This window comes from Kluyvera sichuanensis, assembly GCF_014218705.1.
Classification (GTDB): Bacteria; Pseudomonadota; Gammaproteobacteria; order Enterobacterales; family Enterobacteriaceae; genus Kluyvera; species Kluyvera sichuanensis.
The window spans coordinates 26,984-45,846 of sequence record NZ_JABBJF010000012.1 but is presented as its reverse complement, the minus strand read 5'-3'; the positions used below and the strand labels follow the sequence as shown (position 1 = coordinate 45,846).

General features: G+C 56.1%; 19 protein-coding genes. 7 read left to right on the top strand and 12 right to left on the bottom strand.

What is annotated here, in order from left to right; genetic code table 11:
- Window positions 1-95 precede the first annotated feature (95 nt).
- Window positions 96-359: a type II toxin-antitoxin system HicA family toxin gene (locus HII27_RS14045; protein ID WP_185668452.1), complete on the top strand. Its 264-nt coding sequence runs from the start codon at window positions 96-98 to the stop codon at window positions 357-359.
- Window positions 356-691 (top strand): type II toxin-antitoxin system HicB family antitoxin, encoded by a 336-nt coding sequence (locus tag HII27_RS14040; protein WP_220440478.1) that lies wholly within the window; start codon window positions 356-358, stop codon window positions 689-691. Before HII27_RS14045 ends, HII27_RS14040 begins: the two co-directional genes overlap by 4 nt.
- Before the next feature lie 107 nt (window positions 692-798).
- Here HII27_RS14040 and HII27_RS14035 read toward each other — a convergent pair whose 3' ends face one another.
- Both HII27_RS14035 and HII27_RS14030 read right to left on the bottom strand, forming a co-directional pair.
- Window positions 799-2,013, bottom strand: a complete 1,215-nt coding sequence (locus HII27_RS14035) for a conjugal transfer protein TraF (RefSeq protein ID WP_185668451.1) — start codon at window positions 2,011-2,013, stop codon at window positions 799-801.
- Between the two features lie 171 nt (window positions 2,014-2,184).
- The gene (locus tag HII27_RS14030; RefSeq protein WP_035897345.1) at window positions 2,185-2,673 is read right to left on the bottom strand and encodes a cupin domain-containing protein; all 489 of its coding nucleotides are present in this window, start codon (window positions 2,671-2,673) and stop codon (window positions 2,185-2,187) included.
- A 126-nt stretch (window positions 2,674-2,799) separates the two neighbouring features.
- Here HII27_RS14030 and zur point away from each other — a divergent pair, with 126 nt between their 5' ends.
- On the top strand, window positions 2,800-3,315 hold the full coding sequence (gene zur / locus HII27_RS14025) for a zinc uptake transcriptional repressor Zur (protein ID WP_035897338.1): 516 nt from the start codon (window positions 2,800-2,802) through the stop codon (window positions 3,313-3,315).
- 55 nt (window positions 3,316-3,370) lie between these two features.
- Here the strand turns inward: zur and HII27_RS14020 are convergent, their stop codons facing one another.
- The 4 genes from HII27_RS14020 to HII27_RS14005 all read right to left on the bottom strand — a co-directional run bounded on the left by HII27_RS14020 (window position 3,371) and on the right by HII27_RS14005 (window position 6,181).
- Window positions 3,371-3,580: a CsbD family protein gene (locus HII27_RS14020; protein WP_035897337.1), complete on the bottom strand. Its 210-nt coding sequence runs from the start codon at window positions 3,578-3,580 to the stop codon at window positions 3,371-3,373.
- 136 nt (window positions 3,581-3,716) lie between these two features.
- Complete coding sequence (gene dinF / locus HII27_RS14015) at window positions 3,717-5,036, bottom strand: MATE family efflux transporter DinF (protein ID WP_185668450.1); 1,320 nt, start codon at window positions 5,034-5,036, stop codon at window positions 3,717-3,719.
- 68 nt (window positions 5,037-5,104) lie between these two features.
- On the bottom strand, window positions 5,105-5,713 hold the full coding sequence (gene lexA, locus HII27_RS14010; RefSeq protein WP_035897335.1) for a transcriptional repressor LexA: 609 nt from the start codon (window positions 5,711-5,713) through the stop codon (window positions 5,105-5,107).
- A 99-nt stretch (window positions 5,714-5,812) separates the two neighbouring features.
- Window positions 5,813-6,181: a diacylglycerol kinase gene (locus tag HII27_RS14005; protein ID WP_185668449.1), complete on the bottom strand. Its 369-nt coding sequence runs from the start codon at window positions 6,179-6,181 to the stop codon at window positions 5,813-5,815.
- Window positions 6,182-6,309: 128 nt separating this feature from the next.
- Here HII27_RS14005 and plsB point away from each other — a divergent pair, with 128 nt between their 5' ends.
- On the top strand, window positions 6,310-8,739 hold the full coding sequence (gene plsB, locus HII27_RS14000) for a glycerol-3-phosphate 1-O-acyltransferase PlsB (RefSeq protein ID WP_185668448.1): 2,430 nt from the start codon (window positions 6,310-6,312) through the stop codon (window positions 8,737-8,739).
- 93 nt (window positions 8,740-8,832) lie between these two features.
- Here the strand turns inward: plsB and ubiA are convergent, their stop codons facing one another.
- The 5 genes from ubiA to malK all read right to left on the bottom strand — a co-directional run bounded on the left by ubiA (window position 8,833) and on the right by malK (window position 14,000).
- The gene (gene ubiA, locus HII27_RS13995) at window positions 8,833-9,705 is read right to left on the bottom strand and encodes a 4-hydroxybenzoate octaprenyltransferase (RefSeq protein ID WP_185668447.1); all 873 of its coding nucleotides are present in this window, start codon (window positions 9,703-9,705) and stop codon (window positions 8,833-8,835) included.
- A 14-nt stretch (window positions 9,706-9,719) separates the two neighbouring features.
- Complete coding sequence (ubiC, locus tag HII27_RS13990; protein ID WP_185668446.1) at window positions 9,720-10,217, bottom strand: chorismate lyase; 498 nt, start codon at window positions 10,215-10,217, stop codon at window positions 9,720-9,722.
- 198 nt (window positions 10,218-10,415) lie between these two features.
- Window positions 10,416-11,348 carry a maltose operon protein MalM gene (gene malM, locus HII27_RS13985; RefSeq protein ID WP_185668445.1) on the bottom strand — a complete coding sequence of 311 codons (933 nt, stop codon included), beginning with the start codon at window positions 11,346-11,348 and terminating at the stop codon, window positions 10,416-10,418.
- A 115-nt stretch (window positions 11,349-11,463) separates the two neighbouring features.
- Window positions 11,464-12,789, bottom strand: a complete 1,326-nt coding sequence (locus HII27_RS13980; RefSeq protein ID WP_185668444.1) for a maltoporin — start codon at window positions 12,787-12,789, stop codon at window positions 11,464-11,466.
- A 101-nt stretch (window positions 12,790-12,890) separates the two neighbouring features.
- Window positions 12,891-14,000: a maltose/maltodextrin ABC transporter ATP-binding protein MalK gene (gene malK, locus HII27_RS13975; protein ID WP_185668443.1), complete on the bottom strand. Its 1,110-nt coding sequence runs from the start codon at window positions 13,998-14,000 to the stop codon at window positions 12,891-12,893.
- A 371-nt stretch (window positions 14,001-14,371) separates the two neighbouring features.
- On the opposite strand from malK, the gene malE reads away from it, so the two are divergent.
- From malE to malG, 3 genes are all read left to right on the top strand, one after another.
- Window positions 14,372-15,562, top strand: coding sequence for a maltose/maltodextrin ABC transporter substrate-binding protein MalE (gene malE, locus HII27_RS13970; RefSeq protein ID WP_185668442.1), 1,191 nt, complete (start codon window positions 14,372-14,374; stop codon window positions 15,560-15,562).
- A gap of 63 nt (window positions 15,563-15,625) precedes the next feature.
- Entirely contained in the window at window positions 15,626-17,170 is a 1,545-nt protein-coding gene (gene malF, locus HII27_RS13965) for a maltose ABC transporter permease MalF (protein WP_185668441.1), read from the top strand.
- Window positions 17,171-17,183: 13 nt separating this feature from the next.
- Entirely contained in the window at window positions 17,184-18,074 is an 891-nt protein-coding gene (malG, locus tag HII27_RS13960; RefSeq protein WP_185668440.1) for a maltose ABC transporter permease MalG, read from the top strand.
- 161 nt (window positions 18,075-18,235) lie between these two features.
- Here the strand turns inward: malG and psiE are convergent, their stop codons facing one another.
- Window positions 18,236-18,646, bottom strand: coding sequence for a phosphate-starvation-inducible protein PsiE (gene psiE / locus HII27_RS13955; protein WP_035896861.1), 411 nt, complete (start codon window positions 18,644-18,646; stop codon window positions 18,236-18,238).
- Between the last annotated feature and the right edge of the window lie 217 nt (window positions 18,647-18,863).

The following is an 18,863-nucleotide window of genomic DNA, read 5'->3' as shown; positions in this document are numbered from 1 at the left end:
CGCAATCGGATACGATTCGCCTTGATGTGATATCACAAAGTGATATCATAAATTGGACTTTGGCGGATGCAATACACAACGCAATGGAAGCATAAATGAAGTCATTAAACGCCAGGCACCAGAAAACACTGCGGCTGATATTTTCGTTACCCACTCCTGCCACTCTGGAATGGCGAAAAATTGAGTCTCTGCTTGTCGCGTTAGGTGCAAAAGTATCGGAAGGAAACGGCTCCCGGGTACGGTTCGAAATCAATCAGATTGTGGCTTCTTTCCACCGTCCCCACCCCGATAAAGAGGCAAAGGTTTACCAGGTTCGTGATGCAATGGCATTTCTTATCGCAGTAGGAGTAACTCCATGATGAATACCATGACGTACAAAGGCTATGCCGCAAAGATTGATTACAGCGACGAAGATTTATGCTTTATCGGGCGAGTGGCAGGCATCAGGGACGTGATTGGCTTTCACGCCGATAACGTTGCTGATCTTCGTACGGCCTTCGAAGAAGCCGTTGACGATTACATTGCCTATTGCGCTGAGCAAGGACGGGAACCACTGCGGCCAGCAAGTGGCAAAATCAGCCTGCGCATTTCTCCTGAGGTTCACTCCGCCATCAACGTTGCGGCAGAGGTTTCGGGGAAAAGCGTTAATCAGTGGATTAACGATACGCTTTCCAGGGCCGCGCACGGCTAGCAAGTATTGAGAGATCCCGGCGGCGCTTCGCCTGACCGGGCTACAGGTTTGTGTGGCCCTGTAGCCCGGACGAGGTGCGCAGCACCGACGCCGGTAAGGGAGCTCAGTCAGAACGCGACGCTCAACTGCGCCCCCGCGCCCCAGGTTTGGTTTTCGCCATACAGCCCCATCAGGTCAACGTGTACCCGGTTAAACGGCGCAAAGCCAACGCCGCCGGTAAAGACGTTGCTGTCGTTGTGCTTTACATCGGCACGATAACCTGCGCGCACCGCCAGCCAGTCGAGTGGCCGCACTTCCGCGCCCACGCCAACGTACTGCGAGGTGTCTTCGCTTTTAAAGCCTTTGGTTTCGGTGAGATCGCCATCGGCGCTGAGGGTCAGCATATCGGTGTGCCAGGCCACCCCGGCGGTCACCAGCGGGCGAATCTGGTAGGTATCGTGCACGCCATCGACCTCTTTGGTGTCGATGTCACGGGAGAACAGGTTTTGCCCGCTTAGGCCTACCGTCCAGTTATCGCCAACATCAGCGGCCAGACCGGCGTCAACGTTGAAGCCGGTATCGTCATTGCGATAGCGGCTGCTATTGATATCGTCGCTGCTGAAATTGTAGATGGAGGTAGTGTAGTTATAGAGCCAGGTTTGCTGCAGCTTTGGTGTAATACCCAGCGACACCGGCACGCCGCCGACGTCAAACTGGCGCGCGATAGCCACGCCGTAGTCGCTGACGATCGCTGCGCGGCCGTAGCCTTTCGACTTGAGATCCTGAGCACTCGCACCGGCCGCATTAAGAGGATTCGACTGAATGCGGCGCAGAAGCTCGATATCCCCTTGATCGATATACGAACTGACCCTCGCCCTTGCATTCGCTTTCGCCACGAAAGCCACATTCAGCGTATCGTTAGGAATACTGACTGCCAGTCCGGCACCGGCTTTGCCGCTGGCGGTTTTTCCTTTCAGCGAGGAGAGTTGATTTGCCAGATCGCCTGCCGCCGCTGAAATCTGGCTAAGATTAAGCGTACTTAACACCCGTCGGTAGTTGTTCACCTCATCGCTGATGTCGTCAATTTTGCTGCGCAGATCGTCCTTATCGGAAATCTGCGCACCAATGGTCGGCGCAATCAGCGTGATACCATCGTCCGGCTTCGCCTTCGCCAGCAGCGCCGGGTTGATGAGTACGCCGCTGCCATAATTCGCAGAGGCTACCCCCGTACCGCCCATCGCGTCGTTACGCGCCTCCGTCCAGCCATTTGCCGCCCCTGCCTGTCCCGCCACGAAAAAGGAGACAGCGACTCCCATTAGCGAAAATTTGTCTTTTTTATTCACAGTTTGCTCGTCTTATTGTCGGTAATGAAACAACCCTCCATCCGTTATCACCTGGATGGAGACGAACTGTTGCTGTGAATAGCGGGAAAAAAAGCGGTGTGTTCCCCTAACTGAAATTTTTTCGGTTATCGTTATTTTTAATAAGCACCCTAATCTTTATAGAAGAAGATGCTAATTTCGCCCAGGTTTTCCATCGTGAGGGCCGAAAAACTGCGGCGGGTGATCGACCCAGCGATCCTCGCGCGTCACGGCGTACGAGGCGTTCAGCGGGTAATAGATGCGGTTGTGTTTTTTGTTCGCCTCACCCACCACCAGTAGCCGAACCTCTTCGGAGGTGTTGTTGATAAAGGTATGGCAAACGCCGGTTCCGGCAGGAAAGCCGACGCTATCTCCCGGCTGCAGCTTCCACAGATAGCCGTTGATCCACGCCTGCGGGTAGCCCTCCAGCACGTAGATAAACTCCTCTTCGTCGCTCTCCGCATGTGGGTATGAGGTGCGGCGACCTGGCGGGAGGCGCTCGTGGTGTATACCGAGATGACGTAGCCCCAGCGCGCGGGCCAGCGGCGCACCGATGGCAAAAAGCTCATTGCTGTCGGGGTAAGTGGAGTCATCGGGTCCTTCAACATCATGCCAATGGCGAATGCAATCGGGTCTTTTCATCATTTTTCATCCTGAGTGTGAAGTACGCCTGCTATAACACACCTATAGCACACCTGCGGAAACTCGGCGTTTCCGGCATAACATGATAAAGTAGGGGTTTGTTTCACCCGTAACCCGAGGACGCCAATGGATAAGACCACTACGCAAGAACTGTTAGCGCAGGCTGAAAAGCTGTGTGCGCAACGCGGCGTGCGCCTGACTCCGCAACGTCTGGAAGTGCTGCGTCTGATGAGTCTTCAGGAAGGGGCGATTAGCGCCTACGACCTGCTTGACCTGCTGCGCGTTAAAGAGCCCCAGGCTAAACCGCCGACGGTTTATCGCGCGCTGGAGTTTTTGCTCGAACAAGGCTTCGTGCATAAGGTCGAATCAGCCAACAGCTACGTGCTCTGCCATCTGTTCGATCAGCCAACTCACACCTCCGCCATGTTTATCTGCGATCGCTGCGGCGTGGTGAAGGAAGAGTGTGCGGAAGGGGTGGAAGACATTATGCATGCGCTGGCGGCCAAAATGGGCTTTGCCCTGCGTCACAACGTGATTGAAGCACACGGGCTGTGTTCGGCCTGCGTGGAAGTGGAAGCGTGCAGCGCGCACGAACACTGTCATCACGACCATACCATTCAGATTAAGAAGAAATCCCGCTAGCAGGCGCTAAACAGGGGGAGCGTACTTCCTTGTACGCACGGGCAGGAGGACGTTATTACCAGCGGTGGTTGTGGCGTTTGTCCCAGCTATCCACCTCTTTCTCGGCCTGATCTTTCGCGTAGCCGTAGCGTTCCTGAATTTTACCGACCAGCTGATCGCGTTTGCCTTCGATCACCGTCATATCATCATCGGTCAGTTTGCCCCATTGCTCTTTCACTTTACCTTTAACCTGTTTCCAGTTACCGCCGACTTCGTCTTTATTCATCATCGAATCCTCGATCGTCAGTGAGTGAATAGCAAAACCGATGTTTCAGGAAAGACATCTTTTTCGCTAAGCGTGAGGTTAATTGTAGTCAGTCATTCTGAGGTCATTTCATTATTCGGAATCTTTAACCATTTTGTCAGGCAAACCAGCTGTTGTTTTTCCAGTGGCGGCGCCAGATAAAGGCCAGCGACAACCCGCGCAGCGCAAGGAATACGGCGAGCGCCAGCCACAGTCCGTGGTTGCCAAGCAGCGGCAACGCCAGCATGGTGAGCGCAAACCCGGCGGCAGCCACCGCCATACTGTTACGCATCTCCGCGCCGCGAGTGGCGCCGATAAACATTCCGTCCAGCAGATAGCACCACACGCCAATCACCGGCAGCACCGCCTGCCAGAGCACATAACGGTCGGCAAGCTGCCGTAGCTCAGGCAGCGACGTCAGCAGCGCCACAATATGTTCACCCAGAAGGGCGTAAATCAGCGCAAACGCCAGCGCCACGACGCCCGCCTGGCGGCATGCTGCGCGCCATACCGCCAGCAGCTTACTGCCGTCGCGCGCGCCATAGGCCTGCCCGGAGTGGGCTTCCACCGCGTAGGCAAAACCGTCCAGCGCGTAGGCGGTGAAGGTCAGCATGGTCATCAGCACCGCGTTCACCGCCACCACTTCGCTGCCCAGACGGGCGCCGAAGACGGTCACCGCGCCGAAGCAGAGCTGAAGCAGCAGCGAGCGCAGCATGATGTCGCGATTGAGCGCCAGCAGGCGGCGAAAATCGCCCTGCCAGGCCGTTTTCAGCATCGCCCACGAGATCCCGCGCATCACCAGCACCTTGCGCGCCATCCCCAGACCCACCAGCAGCGTAGCGTATTCGGCAATCACCGTTGCCAGCGCCGCACCCTGCACGTTCATATGCAGCCCCATCACCAGCCACAGGTCGAGCACGATATTCAGTACGTTCCCCACCACCAGCAGCACGACCGGCGCACGGGCGTACTGCACGCCCAGCAGCCAGCCAAGCAGCACCAGGTTCGCCAGCGATGCGGGGGCACTGAGCCAGCGGATATCAAGGAAGCGCCGCGCCTGCTCCAGCACTTCGCCGCTGCCGCCAACGATGGAGAGCGCCAGGTTAATCAGCGGCGTTTTGAAAAGAATGATCAGCAGCCCGGCGCCCAGTGCCAGCATAAGCGGCTGCACCAGCGCGCGGGCCAGCGCCTGCGGGTTCCTCGCGCCAAACGCCTGCGCCGTGAGCCCGGTGGTACTCATGCGCAAAAACAGCAGCAGCATAAACAGAAAGCTGGTTGCCGTGGCGCCAATGGCTACGCCGCCCAGATAGACGGGGCTATCGAGATGGCCGATAACGGCGGTGTCGACCAGGCCCAGCAACGGCACGGTAATGTTGGAGAAGATCATCGGCAGCGCAAGGCGCCACAGCGCCTTATCAGCGTGAGTAAGTAGCGGCATGAGTTTTGACCAGAACGAAAAAAGGCTGCGATAGCGGAAGTATCGCAGCCATTAGAATGGGGGGAGAGTTACAGCCACTCGCCGTTGCGGATAACGCCAACGGCCAGCCCTTCGATGGAGAAGTTCTGCTGACGCAGATCGACCACGATAGGCTTAAATTCGCTGTTTTCCGGCAGCAGTTCGACGACGTTACCCTGTTTTTTCAGGCGTTTTACCGTCACCTCTTCGTCGATACGCGCGACCACAACCTGGCCGTTACGCACGTCCTGGGTTTTATGCACGGCGAGCAGGTCGCCATCCATAATACCGATGTCTTTCATCGACATACCGCTGACGCGCAGCAGGAAATCCGCGCTCGGCTTAAACAGGGACGGGTCAACCTGGTAGTGACCTTCGATGTGCTGCTGCGCCAGCAGCGGTTCGCCCGCCGCGACGCGGCCTACCAGCGGCAGGCCCTCTTCTTCTTCTACCAGCAGGCGGATACCGCGAGAAGCGCCTGAAACAATCTCAAGGACGCCTTTACGCGCCAGCGCTTTCAGATGCTCTTCAGCTGCGTTCGGGGAACGGAACCCCAAGCGCTGAGCAATTTCCGCACGCGTTGGCGGCATGCCCGTCTGGCTGATGTGATCCCGAATGAGATCAAACACCTCTTGCTGCCTGGTCGTTAACGCTTTCATTCCGCCCCCTGGGTGTATATACAGTTATGCTGTGAGTATATACAGCTACTGCCTATTTTGGAACCATAAAACTCACGAAATCAGGCAGTTTTCACGACTTTAGTGAAAATGAGACCACAGCAGCGTCGCCCAGGTGAACACCGCCACGAAAATAGACAGCAGAACCGCCGCCGAACCCATGTCTTTCGCCCGGCCGGAGAGCTCGTGATAATCAGAGCCGATACGGTCAACGACTGCTTCCAGTGCACTATTGAGAATTTCCACTATCATCACCAAAAGGACGGACCCGATGAGCAGGACACGGGTGATGGCATCGACATCCAGCCAGCAGGCGATAATAATCGCGATAACAGAGGCAACCCCTTCCTGGCGGAACGCCGCTTCATTGATCCACGCCGCGCGGAATCCTTTCCAGGAATAGCCCGCAGCTTTGATGATTCGGGTAATCCCAGTGGTATTATTGGCCATCTCAAGAACCTTTTTCGTTTTTACGTCAATGACAATGCTTGTTATGAGGCGGTAGAACAGAAATTTTACGGACTTTCTGATATTCTTGCCGCGCATTTGCATGATTAACCAGAGGCTTTACATCGTTTATGTCCGGCTGGCCACGAATTTACTACAAATTACTGAATTTACCATTAAGTGTTCTGGTAAAGAGCAAGTCTATTCCGGCACAACCTGCCCAGGAATTGGGGCTTGATACGTCGCGTCCTATTATGTACGTCCTGCCTTATAACTCTAAGGCTGACTTGCTGACGCTGCGCGCTCAGTGCCTGGCGCACGATTTACCCGACCCGCTTGAACCGCTTGAGATCGACGGTACGCTGCTGCCGCGCTACGTCTTTATCCACGGCGGCCCGCGCGTGTTCACTTACTACACGCCGAAAGAAGAGTCGATCAAACTGTTCCACGACTATCTCGACTTGCACCGCAGCAATCCTGACCTGGATGTGCAAATGGTGCCGGTATCGGTGATGTTTGGTCGCTCCCCAGGACGCGAAAAAGGCGAAGTTAACCCGCCGCTGCGTATGCTGAACGGCTTCCAGAAGTTCTTTGCCGTCTCCTGGCTTGGCCGCGACAGTTTTGTCCGCTTCTCGCCTTCCGTCTCTCTGCGCCGCATGGCTGACGAACACGGTACCGATAAAACTATCGCCCAGAAACTGGCTCGCGTCGCGCGTATGCACTTTGCTCGTCAGCGTCTGGCGGCGGTCGGCCCGCGTCTGCCTGCTCGTCATGACCTGTTCAAGAAGCTGCTGGCGTCAAAAGCAATCGCCAAAGCGGTGGAGGACGAAGCGCGCAGCAAGAAAATTTCCCACGAGAAAGCGCAGCAGAACGCCATTGCGCTGATGGAAGAGATCGCCGCGAACTTCTCCTACGAGATGATTCGTCTGACCGACCGTATCCTCAGCTTCACCTGGAACCGTTTGTACCAGGGCATTAACGTTCACAACGCCGAGCGCGTACGCCAGCTGGCGCACGACGGGCATGAAATTGTCTATGTGCCGTGTCACCGCAGCCACATGGACTACCTGCTGCTCTCTTACGTGCTCTATCACCAGGGGCTGGTGCCGCCGCATATCGCCGCCGGTATCAACCTGAACTTCTGGCCAGCAGGCCCGATTTTCCGCCGCCTGGGCGCCTTCTTTATTCGCCGTACCTTTAAGGGTAATAAGCTCTATTCCACCGTGTTCCGCGAATACCTCGGCGAGCTGTTCAGCCGCGGTTACTCCGTGGAGTACTTTGTGGAAGGCGGGCGTTCCCGTACCGGTCGTCTGCTGGATCCGAAAACCGGCACCCTGTCGATGACCATTCAGGCGATGCTGCGCGGCGGTTCCCGTCCTATCACATTAGTGCCAATTTATATCGGCTACGAACATGTGATGGAAGTGGGCACCTACGCGAAAGAGCTGCGCGGCGCGACCAAAGAGAAAGAGAGCTTACCGCAGATGCTGCGCGGCTTGAGCAAGCTGCGTAATCTGGGCCAGGGCTACGTCAACTTCGGCGAACCGATGCCGCTGATGACCTATCTGAACCACCATGTGCCGGAGTGGCGCGAGTCTATCGACCCGATCGAAGCCGTGCGTCCTGCCTGGCTGACGCCGACCGTCAACAAGATGGCGGCTGAGCTGATGGTGCGTATCAACAACGCAGGCGCGGCAAACGCCATGAACCTGTGCTGTACCGCGCTGCTGGCTTCTCGTCAGCGTTCACTGACGCGCGAGCAGCTGACTCAGCAGCTCGATTGCTATCTGGCGCTGCTGCGTAACGCACCGTATGCGCCTGATGCGACGGCTCCAACGTCTTCTGCCAGCGAGCTTATCGATCACGCGCTGCAGATGAACAAGTTCGAAGTCGAGAAGGACACCATCGGCGACATCATCATTCTGCCGCGCGAGCAGGCGGTGCTGATGACCTACTACCGCAACAACATCGCGCATATGCTGATCATGCCGTCGCTGCTGGCATCGATTATGACCCAGCATCGCGAGATTTCCCGCGAGCAGGTGCTGAGCATTATCGATACGCTGTATCCGATGCTGAAAGCCGAACTGTTCCTGCGCTGGGATCGCGCGGAGCTGCCAGCGGTTATCGATACGCTGATTGCGGAGATGGTTCGTCAGGAGATGCTTACCGAGCACAACGACGAGCTGCGTATCAACGCTTCCCACTCCCGCACCCTGCAGCTGCTGGCTGCCGGCGCACGCGAAACGCTGCAGCGTTATGCGATCACCTTCTGGCTGCTGAGCGGCAACCCGTCGATGAACCGCAGTACGCTGGAGAAAGAGAGCCGGACGCTGGCTCAGCGTCTCTCGGTGCTGCACGGTATCAACTCGCCGGAGTTCTTCGATAAAGCGGTGTTCTCTTCTCTGGTGTTAACCCTGCGCGATGAAGGCTATATCAGCGACAGCGGCGACGCCGAGCCGGAAGAGACGATGAAGGTGTACCAGATGATGGCAAACCTGATTACCTCGGACGTGCGCTTGACGATTGAGAGCGTGACGCAGGAAGAGGCGGCGCAGTAAAAACAAAAATCCCCGGCTGAGACCGGGGATTTTTTTATGTATTGATATCGTAGCCCGGACGAGGCGGCACGCCGCCATCCGGCAATACCTGTATCAGATCTGCCAGTAACTCATCGCCAGGCCAATAAACAACACCAGCCCCACGTAGTTATTATTCAGAAACGCCTGGAAGCATGGCCCACGTTCGCGGTGGCGAATCAGCTTCTGCTGGTAAACAAACAGCGCGCCAGCAATCAGAATTGACCAGTAAAACTCCCAATGCAGACCGTTCAGCCAGCCGATAAGCGCCATCAGCCCCAGCACGCACGCCTGCAGAATACCGATAATCAGGCGGTCGTTATCGCCGAATAGAATCGCCGTCGATTTAATGCCGATTTTCACATCGTCGTCGCGGTCAACCATCGCGTACTGTGTGTCGTAGGCCACCGCCCACAGGATGTTAGCCAGCAGCATCAGCCAGCAGCTCAGCGGCAGCGTTTCGCTGACGGCGGAAAAGGCCATCGGGATAGACCAGCCGAACGCCGCGCCTAGCACCACCTGCGGCAGATGGGTATAGCGCTTCATAAACGGGTAAACCCACGCCAATGCCAGCGCGGCAATCGACAGCAGGATAGTCATGGTGTTGAGGGTCAGCACCAGTATGAAGGAGAGCAGCACCAGCACGATAAACAGCGTACGGGCCTCTTTCTCCGTCACCGCCCCGCTCGGCAGCGGCCGATTAGCGGTGCGCTTTACGTGGCCGTCAAATTTGCGATCCGCATAGTCATTCACCACGCAGCCCGCGGCGCGCATCAGCCAGACGCCGGCGACAAACACCGCCAGGATCCACAGCGGCGGCACGCCTGGGGAAGCCACCCATAGCGCCCACAGCGTCGGCCACAGCAGCAATAGCGCGCCAATCGGTTTGTCCGTACGCATGAGTCGATGGTAAGCGAGCAGCTTATTCGACCTAAGACTCCACTCCATTTTTCTTCTTCCTCTTAGTACAGCGGCGATGCGGGTAAAAAAAGCTCCGTCAGCAGCAGCGGTTTACCGCTCAGACGCAGGCGGGAACGTCGCCCCCACAGCGCATCATGACACCCTATTTCGATAAAATCCCGGGTCAACGTCGATGACGTAAACAGATAGCGCCCGAGCGGCGTTTGCCCCAGTTGCTGTAGCGCCAGCTCCGGGCCGCACAGCGTCGACTCCGGCACTACGGTACGCCCGGCAAGCCAGGGTTCGTCGCCCACGCACAATAATATTTCTCGCAGCCAATAGCGAGGTTCATCCGGCAACAAATGCTGCTCACCGTCCAGCGCGTCCCGGCCCACGAAGGCTTCATTCAGCAGCGTGACGCTAACGGTTTTCCCGAACTGCTCAAACCGTTTGGTCATGGAATCTTCCAGCATCAGCCAGTCACGCTGTGCCGATTCGAGCGGGGGAATGACGTCAAAATAGCGCAGCGCGCGGAGTTGCGTCAGTGCGGGGTGCGACATGCCTGTCTCTCCAATACATAGCTTCTGGCCATTGTATCGCAGAACACAGCGGGAGGGGGTGCAGGAATGGTCAAATACGATCATTAGCGCAACAGCAGTGCAACAGTTTGTTGTCACGCTATGGAGTGTAGAAAAATGGCGTGCCCGGATGGGCACACCAAAAGGCTTCGCCTAAACATCGGCGCTGCGGGGTAAAGCTTACCCCTTGCCTTTTACAGCGCCGATAAAGGTGGAACGAGCAGATTTCGAGCCCAGGCGTTCGGCTTCATTCATCAGCTTCAGGGCTTTGTCGATATCCCCTTTCGCTACCGCCTGTTTAATACCGTTGTTGAAGTAGGTTTCCGTGTCATCCAGCATCGGCTCAGCTTTCGCCGCTGGAGCCGCGACTGGCGCAACCACCGGAGCGGCGGCAGGCGCACTTGCGGTGTTACCCACGGTGACCGGTGCAGGGCCGGAGGAGCCAAACAGTGGGCCTACCAGCACGCTGGAGCTGCTGTTGGTTTTTACCTTCAGCTTCACGAGGCCGTCAGTGGTGTGTTTTGCCACCGGGTCTGGGATATCCGGTACCGCGTTGCCGGTGCCTTTGGCGTAGGCTTTAGCCGGATCCAGCAATGTAGTGGTCTGCTGGAGATCTTTATCCGTGGTAAAGACCAGGACGTACAGCTTTTGCTGGCCCAGTGCAGGGGTCAGGCGCATAACGCCTTCCAGACGGTCGGCGCTCATCACGCCCGGTGCCTGATAGGTAAAGTAGCTGCTTGGGAAGAAAGCAGAAGGCGTCATGTTCTGATCGAGAATCAGCACGTTCGGCGCAAAGACGTTGGTTTGTTTGTTCACTTCGCTGGTCAGCGTCAGCGTGAGTTCGCCAATATTGGCCGGCACGCTGTAGGCCACGACGTTACCGGTGATGCCCGGTACGTTCAGGCTCTGACCACCGGTAGAAATTTGGGTGGACTGCACTTTAGATTGATCGACCGGCGTCCAGGTCAGCTGCTGGAGGGCCGAGGTCGGGATAGTTGGCGCGGCGCTGGTGTTTTGCGGCACATAGTTGACGTCCGCAAGGCTGATGCCCGGAACGCTCGCCAGCAATCCAGCGGATAAGCACAGAGCAACGAGACTTTTTTTCATTTTCATTATGATGACCTCAGAAATCGTCAGTCTAGCGGTAGCCAGGCAATAGCGCGCTAAACCTTACGGAACAGAGGGGCTTTCGCCCCTCGTCAGTTTATTGCTTCAGGTTAGTGCTGAATTACCACCAGATTTCCATCTGAGCACCGAAGGACCACTCATCGCTGTCGCCACGGCTGTAGGTTTTCGCGCTGGTATCTGCTTTTGCAATACCGTTGTCATAACCCCATTTCTCATCCCACTTCGCATAGGTTGCGAATACGCGGATTGCTGGGCGGGACCAGATGCTGTCGCCCGCCTGCCACTGTTGCGCCAGGGTGATTTTGTACTGATTGTTGGTGTCGCCCGTTTTCTGAGACTTGACGTTGTCGTAACCAACTTCCATCAGGGTGCTCATGATTGGCGTCCATTTGTACATAGGACGAACACCGACGGTCCACCACTTGGTGCCGTTGCCGTCATCACGATCGACGTTCTGGTACATACCAACGTACATCAGGTCAACTTTCTCACCCAGGGAGATTGCACCGTGGTCGAGAACACGCCACATGTCACCGTTGTTGTTGATTTTGTTATCTACAGAACCAATTTCGACATCTTTATCGTAGCTGTTGCCGGTGAAGGAGCCCTGAGGAATACCTTTGCCCAGAGTGGTCATGGCATCAGTCGCGTACTGAACCACAAATTTGTTGTAGCCCTTCAGCATGCTCTGGGTATGCTCAGCGGTGAACATCCAGCCGTCTTTAGACGCGCCATCTGCGAAGCTATAGCCGTCAGTTTTATTCGCACGACCGTAGTCAACGCCCAACTCCAGCACGCCGTCCGGGTTGGTTTCCAGACCGGCTAAACGGACGTCGAAGACGTCGTTCGCGGTGTCTTTGTATTTGCTATAGATATCGTTGCTGGTGAAGATGTAAGAACCGCCAGCTTCCTGAGAACGAGTCGCTGCCAGAGACAGTTTACCGAAGCCCAGGTCAACGTTTTCGATACCAGCACCAGGACCAGAAATATCCCAGTAGTAGAAGTCGATCATGTGAACGTCATGACGCTGGTAGAAGCGCTTACCGGCCCAGATGGTGGAGCCTGGAAGCCATTCAATCAGGTTTTTACCCTGGACGTTCGCTTCACGGAACGCTGGGTCAGTGGCTTCCCAGTCGTTCTGCTGTGCTACGGAGTAAGCCACGTTGGTGTCGAAGTAGAAGCTCTTATCGCCCTCTTTCCACACTTCCTGACCTAATTTAATTTCAGCATAGGTTTCACATTCGTTACCGAGACGGTATTTACTGCCGGCACCGGTTGCCTGGAAGCACTGTTGTTCACCGCCGCTGCCCGTCCAGCCAATGCCGGAACGCGCGTAACCATGGAAATCTACGGCCATTGCCTGAGCAGACATAATGCCTGCTGCGACGGCAACCGCCACGGGGAGTTTGCGCAGAGTAATCATCATTCTATCTCCTGAGATCATTGCTTTTCTTGAACATTCCACCCTTCTTGCCTTATCGCTGGCGATGTAAGAGCTTCATGCTTGTTTTGTTTTATGGGACTTCGTTAAACGCCTGGCTCTTTGTGCAGCCGACGACATGCGGTGCCATCCTCACGGAACAGATGACAGCGCTCTGGCGGCAAACCGATAGCGAATGTGGCTCCCTCTTCAACCAACACCACGTCGTTCTGGCGATAGACCAGGTTTTGACGGATGGCAGGGATCTGGATATGAATTTGCGTTTCGTGACCAAGCTGCTCGACAACGTTGACCACCCCTTCCAGCGTCACATCGGCGATGTGGCTCGGCAGCAGGTGTTCCGGGCGAATGCCCAATGACATGTTGGCGCCAACCTGAACGTTGTTACTCTCCACCGGGAGCCAGATCTGCTGACGGTTCGGCAGCTCGACCTGCACCTGGTCGATGGCGGTCGCGGTGACTTTGACCGGCAGGAAGTTCATCTTCGGCGAGCCAATGAAGCCTGCAACGAAGCGGTCTGCCGGGTAGTGATACAGTTCCAGCGGTTTCCCGACCTGCGCGACGCGACCGGCGTCCAGCACCACGATTTTGTCGGCCAGCGTCATCGCTTCAACCTGATCGTGGGTGACGTAAATCATCGTGCGGCCTAACCGTTTGTGCAGACGGGAGATTTCAATACGCATCTGAACGCGCAGCGCGGCGTCCAGGTTAGAAAGGGGTTCATCCAGCAGGAAGACGCGCGGCTCGGCCACCAGCGTACGACCAATCGCCACACGCTGGCGCTGACCGCCGGAGAGCGCTTTCGGTTTACGCTCCAGAAGATGGGCTAACTGCAGCACTTCAGCGACCTGGGTCACGCGCTGGTTGATAATCTCTTTTTTGGCACCGGCCAGCTTCAGGCCAAAGGACATGTTTTCGGCAACGGACAGATGGGGATACAGCGCGTAGGACTGGAACACCATGCCCACGCCGCGTTCGGCTGGTGGGATATCGTTCATGCGGGTTTCGCCGATGAACAAATCACCGCTGGTGATGGTTTCGAGGCCCGCGATCATACGCAGCAACGTCGATTTACCGCAGCCGGATGGCCCGACAAACACCACGAACTCCCCTTCCTGGATGTCGAGGTTGATATCTTTTGATACCACCACGTCGCCCCAGGCTTTCGTTACATTGCGTAGCTGTACGTTCGCCATGCCCTTCTCCCTCGTTACAACTTGTCACCAACAGAAACATTCAAGATGGGCTGACTATGCCGTACACATCCATTCGGTGAATCCTCCACCCCCCCGGTTTTTTATGGGGGAGGAGACGGGAGGATGAGAAGGGGCGCTCTGCCCCCGATGACATCTCATCAAAACGAAAATCGTGATGGGGCCTGCAAAAAACGGCGCTTTTTTTTGTGCGCCAAGACGCATAACGGGGATTTATGTTACGGAGATCACACTACAGACCCCTAGGGCGTAGACTCCAGGAGGATGGAAAGGGGTTGCTAAAAAAGGAAACTCATCGACGTTAAACCACCTCTGTGTATCCACAAGTACATAACCTGAAAAGGACGGGATATATGAAAATTAAAACTGGCGCTCGCATCCTCGCGCTGTCCGCATTGACCACGATGATGTTTTCCGCCTCTGCCCTGGCAAAAATTGAAGAGGGAAAGCTGGTTATCTGGATCAACGGCGACAAAGGCTATAACGGCCTGGCCGAGGTAGGTAAGAAATTTGAGAAAGATACGGGGATTAAAGTCACCGTAGAACACCCGGATAAGCTGGAAGAAAAATTCCCGCAGGTTGCCGCGACCGGTGACGGCCCGGACATCATCTTCTGGGCGCATGACCGCTTTGGCGGCTACGCGCAGTCTGGCCTCCTGGCAGAAGTCACCCCAGACAAAGCGTTCCAGGACAAGCTCTACCCGTTCACCTGGGATGCCGTTCGCTACAACGGCAAGCTGATCGCTTACCCAATCGCGGTTGAAGCGCTGTCGCTGATTTACAACAAAGACCTCGTGCCAAATCCACCAAAAACCTGGGAAGAGATCCCTGCGCTGGATAAGACGCTGAAGGCGAAAGGCAAATCTGCGCTGATGTTCAACCTGCAAGAACCGTACTTCACCTGGCCGCTGATCGCTGCCGACGGTGGTTACGCGTTCAAGTTTGAAAACGGCAAGTATGACGTGAAAGACGTGGGCGTGGACAACGCTGGCGCGAAAGCGGGCCTGACCTTCCTGGTTGACCTTATCAAGAACAAGCACATGAACGCGGATACCGATTACTCCATCGCGGAAGCAGCCTTCAACAAGGGCGAAACGGCGATGACCATCAACGGTCCGTGGGCGTGGTCAAACATCGACAAGAGCAAAGTTAACTACGGTGTTACGCTGCTGCCAACCTTCAAAGGCAAGCCGTCTAAACCGTTCGTAGGCGTGCTGAGCGCCGGTATCAACGCTGCGAGCCCGAACAAAGAGCTGGCGAAAGAGTTCCTCGAAAACTACCTGCTGACCGACCAGGGTCTGGAAGAAGTGAACAAGGACAAACCGCTGGGCGCCGTTGCGCTGAAATCCTTCCAGGATACCTTAGCGAAAGATCCGCGTATCGCGGCCACCATGGATAACGCCCAGAAAGGCGAAATCATGCCGAACATCCCACAGATGTCTGCATTCTGGTATGCCGTTCGTACCGCGGTCATCAACGCCGCAAGCGGTCGTCAGACCGTCGATGCAGCGCTGAAGGACGCGCAGGGTCGTATCACCAAGTAATGTTTTTATCCCCTCTCCCTCAGGGAGAGGGGAAAAGCTCAAACGCTGTAGAGGAAGATCCCCATGGATGTCATTAAAAAGAAACATTGGTGGCAAAGCGACACGCTGAAATGGTCAGTGATTGGTCTGCTGGGCTTGCTGGTGGGTTACCTTGTAGTTTTAATGTACGCACAAGGGGAGTACCTGTTCGCCATCATGACGCTGATCTTAAGCTCAGCGGGCCTGTATATTTTCGCCAACCGTAAAACCTACGCCTGGCGCTACGTTTACCCTGGTATGGCCGGGATGGGGCTGTTCGTCCTGTTCCCACTGATTTGCACCATCGCCATCGCCTTTACCAACTACAGCAGCACCAACCAGCTCACCTTTGAACGCGCCCAGCAGGTGCTGATGGACCGTTCTTATCAGGCGGGCAAAACCTACAACTTCAGCCTGTTCCCGGCGGGTGATGAGTGGCAACTGGCCCTCACCGACGGCGAGAGCGGCAAAAATTACCTCTCCGACAGCTTTAAGATTGGCGGCGAGCAGAAGCTGCAGTTGAAAGAGACTGAAGCGCTGCCGACCAGCGAGCGCGCGCAGCTACGCGTGATCACCCAAAACCGTCAGGCGCTGAACCAACTGACCGCCGTGCTGCCGGATGAAAGCAAAGTCACCATGAGCTCGCTGCGCCAGTTCTCTGGCACCCAGCCACTCTACACCCTGGCCGATGACGGCCTGCTGACCAACAACCAGAGCGGCGTAAAATACCGTCCTAACAACGACGTCGGTTTCTACCAGACGGTGAACGCCGACGGTTCCTGGGGCGATGAGAAGCTGAGCCCTGGCTACACCGTCGGTATCGGCTGGGACAACTTCACCCGCGTCTTCACCGACGAAGGCATCCAGAAGCCGTTCTTCGCTATCTTCGTCTGGACGGTGGTCTTCTCGGTGCTGACCGTCATTCTGACCGTCGCCGTCGGTATGGTGCTGGCCTGCCTCGTACAGTGGGAATCACTGAAGGGCAAAGCCATCTACCGCGTGCTGTTGATTCTGCCGTACGCCGTACCGTCGTTTATCTCGATTCTGATTTTCAAAGGGCTGTTCAACCAGAGCTTTGGTGAAATCAACATGATGCTGAGCGCACTGTTCGGTATCAAACCGGCCTGGTTCAGCGACCCGACCACCGCGCGTTCGATGATTGTTATCGTCAACACCTGGCTCGGCTACCCGTACATGATGATCCTGTGCATGGGCCTGCTGAAGGCAATTCCGGACGACCTGTATGAAGCCTCGGCAATGGATGGCGCGGGCCCGTTCCAGAACTTCTTCAAGATTACGTTACCGCTGCTGATTAAGCCGCTGACGCCGCTGATGATCGCCAGCTTCGCCTTTAACTTTAACAACTTCGTGCTGATTCAGTTGTTGACCAACGGCGGCCCGGACCGTCTCGGCACCACCACGCCGGCCGGCTATACCGATCTGCTGGTGAGCTATACCTACCGTATCGCCTTTGAAGGCGGCGGCGGCCAGGACTTCGGCCTGGCGGCAGCGATTGCGACGCTTATCTTCCTGCTGGTCGGTGCGCTTGCGATAGTGAACCTGAAAGCCACGCGCATGAAGTTTGATTAAGGGAGACTCGAACATGGCTATGGTACAACCCAAATCTCAGAAACTGCGTCTCTTTACCACGCACCTTCTGCTGCTGATTTTCATTGCGGCGATTATGTTCCCGCTGCTGATGGTTATCGCGATTTCACTGCGCGAAGGTAACTTCGCCACCGGCAGCCTGATCCCGGAGAACATCTCCTGGGAGCACTGGAAGCTGGCGCTGGGCTTCAGCGTTGAGCACGCCGATGGGCGCGTAACGCCGCCGCCGTTCCCGGTCCTGTTGTGGCTGTGGAACTCGGTGAAAATCGCCGGTATCACTGCGATTGGCATCGTGACGCTCTCCACCACCTGCGCCTACGCTTTTGCCCGCATGCGCTTCCCGGGCAAAGCTACGCTGCTGAAAGGGATGCTGATTTTCCAGATGTTCCCGGCGGTGCTGTCGCTGGTTGCCCTGTACGCGTTGTTTGACCGTCTGGGCCAGTACATTCCGTTTATCGGTCTGAACACCCACGGCGGCGTGATCTTCGCCTACCTCGGCGGTATCGCGCTGCACGTCTGGACGATTAAAGGCTACTTCGAAACGATTGATGGTTCTCTGGAAGAAGCGGCGGCGCTGGATGGCGCTACCCCATGGCAGGCGTTCCGTCTGGTTCTGCTGCCGCTGTCGGTACCGATTCTGGCGGTGGTGTTTATCCTGTCGTTTATCGCCGCGATCACCGAAGTTCCGGTTGCATCACTGCTACTGCGTGATGTGAACAGCTACACCCTGGCCGTTGGTATGCAGCAATACCTCAACCCGCAAAACTACCTGTGGGGTGACTTTGCCGCAGCGGCCGTACTTTCCGCTATCCCGATTACCGTGGTCTTCCTGCTGGCACAGCGCTGGCTGGTGAATGGCCTGACGGCCGGGGGCGTGAAGGGCTAATTTTCATCAGCAATGCCACTGCTATTATCCTCAACTTGAACGTACCCTAACTTGTGACTGTTTGGCGCTCCTATGGAGCGCCTTTTTTTGTCGCAGGTATCGGTAGGCTCCGAGTCGTTCCCGGCGGCGCTTCGCTTGACCGGGCTACAAATGTGCGGGCTTTATTCTCGTTTCAGCCGCTTCGAATTGCACAGCCACAGCGTAATCACCAGCAGCAGAATGGCGGCGGAGTAAATCAGCACGTCCAGCGGTGATTTATGGTCGACGATAATCAGCCGCACAATCGCGGTAATACCGATATAGACAAAGTAGCGCAGCGGGAAGTGAAAGCCAGACTGGAAGTACTTCACAATCAAGGCGATAAATTCAAAATAGAGGAAATAGACCACCAGCCCTTCCACCAGCTCGTACTTGCTGGTGCTCTCAGGAGCGAACAGCACGTCCGCCAGGTGTAATGTCTCTTTGCCGAGGAACACGACCAGGATCAAGCCAAGGCTGAGCAGGCCCAGGTTCAGCACGGTCTGCAGAATGGTGGAGATAAACTCAACGCGGGGACGAGAGAGTGACGTCATGGCTAGCTCCTCTTTTTCTAGGCCGAGATCTTTGTATAGCGCAGAAATGTGATCTGGATCTACTTTTTTATCCATCCTGAAGCCCCATAAACCGTCTGCGTATTCATGGCCAGCCCTCACGGGAGAACCTTAAACTCTGCCTCACCGCACACTTTATCCCCTTATCCCTTACCTCTGCGCGTGGCCTGCTGGCACAATCAACATCTGTTTATCATCA